The sequence below is a fragment of the Bartonella sp. MU70NMGDW genome, from assembly GCF_042194085.1.
In the GTDB taxonomy this organism is placed as follows: domain Bacteria; phylum Pseudomonadota; class Alphaproteobacteria; order Rhizobiales; family Rhizobiaceae; genus Bartonella; species Bartonella grahamii.
In genome coordinates, this window is record NZ_JBHIMK010000138.1 from 1 (window position 1) to 3,489 (window position 3,489).

The 3,489-nt window shown below is 38.4% G+C and carries 1 protein-coding gene and 1 pseudogene; both read left to right on the forward strand.

Annotated elements, in window-relative coordinates; translation table 11 throughout:
* On the forward strand, positions 1–578 hold a 578-nt coding region (locus ACFIKE_RS08730), incomplete at its 5' end, for a YadA-like family protein (RefSeq protein WP_375649345.1).
* A gap of 814 nt (positions 579–1,392) precedes the next feature.
* Positions 1,393–3,489, forward strand: a pseudogene (locus ACFIKE_RS08735) (hypothetical protein); the annotation flags it as partial.

Here is a 3,489-nt window from a genome sequence, read left to right on the forward strand (position 1 = left end):
CGGTTAATAATCTTTCTGATGGTGCAGTTAACTATGATAAAGATGCTGATGGTAAAAAGACCAATAAGATCACTCTAGAAGGTGGTAACGAAAGTGAACCTGTTATGATTGATAATGTTGCGGATGGTCGTATTGAACAAGGTTCGAAAGAAGCTGTAAATGGTGGTCAATTGCATGATTATACTGAGCAGCAGATGAAGATCATTCTTGATGAAACAAAGCACTACACAGATCAACGTGTGAATAATATCGTTATCAATGCTATTGATGATGCCGTTGATCAGGCTAACCAATATACAGATATGAAGTTTAATATTTTAAGTTATGACATTAAGAGCGTACGCAAAGAGGCAAGACAAGCAGCAGCCGTTGGTCTAGCAGTATCTAACCTACGTTACTTTGACGAACCAGGATCTTTGAGTGTCTCATTTGGTAGCGGCGCATGGCGTGGACAATCCGCATTTGCTCTTGGTGCTGGTTATACATCTGAAAACGGAAAAATCCGCTCTAATCTCTCTGCCACGAGTGCTGGTGGTCATTGGGGAATAGGTGGTGCAATCACTCTGAAAATAAAATAATACGAACAACGAAAACTGAACAAAATATTCACCCTCATTTATTGAAATGGGGGTGATTTTTTTTACAGACGCACAGTATTTATCTAGAGATAAGTATAATATTTGATGACGCTATAAACTTTGAGGTTTTATAGAAGATCCTTATATGCTTTTATTGCAAAAAGATCACAGTAGAATCCATATTGCTAAAAAGTCATATTTTTATGTTGCTATTTTCTTGAACAGTCTATAGTTCTACGGAAATGTATATTAGTAAGACTCATTTTGATAAAATAACTTTCAAAGGGGGGATAAGTAGTGCGTAAAGATAAAAGGTACATCACGGGACCGCGCATATATCATTATATGATATATTAAAAATAAAAAGCCTATTATCTGAGGCAAGATAGATTTCAAACATATTACAATTTCTTTTTACTTTACTTATTATTAACAAAACCATGCTTTCTAATAAAAATAAAGTCTATAATTAGAAAAGCACATAGTAAAACCTTTTTCAAAGGAATTTATAGTAACGACTAGCAAGTAAAAAGTAATATTAAATATGCAAGATCTCTTTTTTAGTTAGGAAAAAACAACACACTAAAACCCTTAGACTCTAAATGTGTCATTTTTATGTCCACAAGACATAATTAAAAAACAAACATTTAGATCTCAATACAGAGAGCGCAAACAAAACAAGACTAAAGACTCAAAATGTTCACACTCTACGCAATGATCCTCTACTCTGAATTCCAAAGAGATCAATAATGCTAAAATGTGTCTTTTTTATGTTTTGGAGGTGTTTCTAAGTTTTTTCATTGGAGAGTTTGTTATGAAAAAATTATATGCCCCACAAGCTGCGAGTGAATTAAAACGTTCTCGTTTTTCTTTTGTTAAAGTTCTTTCGTTGGCTATAGCGGCTACATTCTTATCGAATGTTACGCCTGTTTTTTCAGCAAATCCTGATTTTAGAAACACATTTCTTGAAGGTGTAAAAAGTGCTGGTGTATCTTATCCACAAAGCCTTCTCTCTGTTGCTGGTTTGAATGCTTCTGATGATTACGCAAATTTTTTAACCAAAACCCTTTCTGGTAAGAGAGATAAGAGTCCTATCGTAAATGTTCTTGCGGAAGATAGCAAAAATTTATTGGTCAGAACCTTAGATACAGACGAGCAATATAAAAAGTCTCTCATTAGTCCACGGTCGCTTGTTCGTGATAGCTCTACAACCCAACAGTTTTCAGGGAATAATGAGAATGCAGCCCCTGTTAATGTTTCTGACCTTTTGCGGGGTGGAACTGCAGGAATGCAACGTTCTCAAGATAACAATATTATTTTGGGTAGTGGGATTAATTATACAAAAAGCAAGTGGGGTGTTTTTATTGGTGACAATGTGGTTGGTAGTGTTAATGGGATAGGTACATTCGGTTCTGTTGTTATCGGGTACAGTGCAAAAACTGGTGATGGTTGGGGTACTGTTATTGGTTATATGGCAGAGTCACTTAAGGGCGCGTATGGTACTGTTGTTTTGGGGCGGGGGGCAAAAACGGAAGGCATTTTTAGCATTGCAATCGGTGGTGTTGGAACTACTCCTGGATCTGGAATACAGGATATTAATGTACAAAATAGAGTACTTGCAGCTGGTGATTATGCAATGGCTCTTGGTTACGGCGCGAAGAATTATGCAGAAAAGGGGATTGTTCTTGGTTACAATGCATCTGCAGCAAAGGAGGCGCTGTATAGTATTGCTATAGGTAGTGAGGCAAAAACGTTTAATCATTATTCGATAGCTATAGGTCCTGAGGCACAGGTGGAGAAGGGGGGGAGCCATGGTATTGCTATAGGTTATCAAGCACGGGTATCAAAGGAAGTGGATGGCATTGCTATAGGCTACATGGCTTATGCTTTAGGCAAAGACAGTATCGCGATAGGTTCCGAATATAATGAATCGATTGGGCCAGACGATCATACAATTGCAAAGGCTGATTATGCAACGGCTGTTGGTTCTGTTTCTAAAGCTTTGGAATATGCTACGACTGCTATAGGTCATCGTGCAAAGTCAGCCGCAAAGTATGCTACTGCTTTGGGTTTTTATTCAGAAGCAACGGCAGAAGGCAGTGTTGCTCTAGGAAGCGATTCTGTATCTGATAGGGCTGCTGGTGTTTTGGGTTATACTTCTTTGTTGCAGGATTCTTCACAAAGCGCCGAGTCGCAATGGAAAAGTACGCGGGGCGCAGTGAGTGTTGGTGATTTTGCTAAGAGTATAACGCGACAAATTATAGGCGTAGCAGCTGGGAGTGAACCTACCGATGCAGTTAATCTTGGACAGTTAAAAGACTTAGAAAGTGTCGTAAGAAAAAACGGTTGGAAGCTATCTGTTGGGGGTAAGGATGGTAAGAGCGTTATCATGGACAGCGCGGTAGATTTTTCCGCTGGAAGTACGAATCTGACGGTTACAAAAGGCAAAGATGACAATAATATAAAATTTGATCTCGCCAAGAGTGTCATAGTCGATAAAATACAAACAGGAAACAATATCTTAGATGCAACAGGCTTAGTGATTGCCAATGGTCCAAAAGTGATAACTTCTGGTATTGATGCTGGAGGTAAAAAGATAACAGGAGTGGCAAAGGGTACTGGAGAGACCGATGCGGTGAATTTCGGACAACTGAAGGAAATAAAAGAACAAGTAGCAGCCAGTAGTTTTATTAAACAAGATGCGCAGACGAAATACATCACCATTGGTAAGGATACAGATGGTGATAAAATTGATATTGCCAACAACAAAAATGAAAAGCGTACTCTTACAGGTATAAAGAATGGCGCGCTCACAGCAGCGTCCACTGATGCGATAAATGGTTCCCAGCTTTTTGAAACAAATAAAAATGTTACGACTGTAACAAGTGATCTCAAAACAGCATCTGAGAAT